Below are 615 nucleotides of genomic sequence, written 5' to 3'. Positions count from 1 at the left end.
TGGGATTCCACCGACGCGCTGGAGCTGCCCGAGGTGCCCAAAAAGCTGCTGGTGGTCGGGGGAGGCATTATCGGTCTGGAAATGGCAACGGTGTACAAAGCCCTCGGCAGTACCGTGGATGTGGTGGAGTTCGCCGATCAGCTGATTCCGGCGGCGGACAAAGACCTGATGCAGGTGTACAGCAAGTACAACAAGGACAACTTCAATGTGATGCTGTCCACCAAGGTTACCGATGTGAAGGCCAACAAGACGGCCCTTAAGGTGAGCTTTGAGGGTAAGAACGCGCCGGACAAGGACCAGAACTACGATGCCATTCTGGTGGCGGTGGGCCGCGCGCCCAACGGCAAGAAAATTGGCGCCGACAAGGCGGGCGTTGAAGTGGATGAGCGCGGCTTTATCCACACCAACGAGAAGCTGCAGACGAATGTGCCGCACATTTACGCCATTGGCGACATCATTGGCCAGCCGATGCTGGCGCATAAGGCCAGCCACGAGGGCCATGCCGCCGCCGAGGTGATTGCCGGCCACCATATTGTGGAACCGCGCTGCATTCCCTCCATTGCCTATACCGATCCGGAAGTGGCCTGGGTGGGCCTGACCGAGAAAGAGGCGAAG

1 protein-coding gene is annotated in these 615 nt (G+C 59.2%); it reads left to right on the top strand.

What is annotated here, in order from left to right; all coding sequences use genetic code 11:
* The coding region (locus B3187_RS09690) for an NAD(P)/FAD-dependent oxidoreductase (RefSeq protein ID WP_286806073.1) at positions 1-615 on the top strand (615 nt) is incomplete at both ends.

Source organism: Marinimicrobium sp. UBA4209, from assembly GCF_002381585.1.
Taxonomy (GTDB): domain Bacteria; phylum Pseudomonadota; class Gammaproteobacteria; order Pseudomonadales; family Cellvibrionaceae; genus Marinimicrobium; species Marinimicrobium koreense.
The sequence above is the reverse complement of the archived record's forward strand: the minus strand, read 5'-3'. Positions and strand labels throughout refer to the sequence as shown.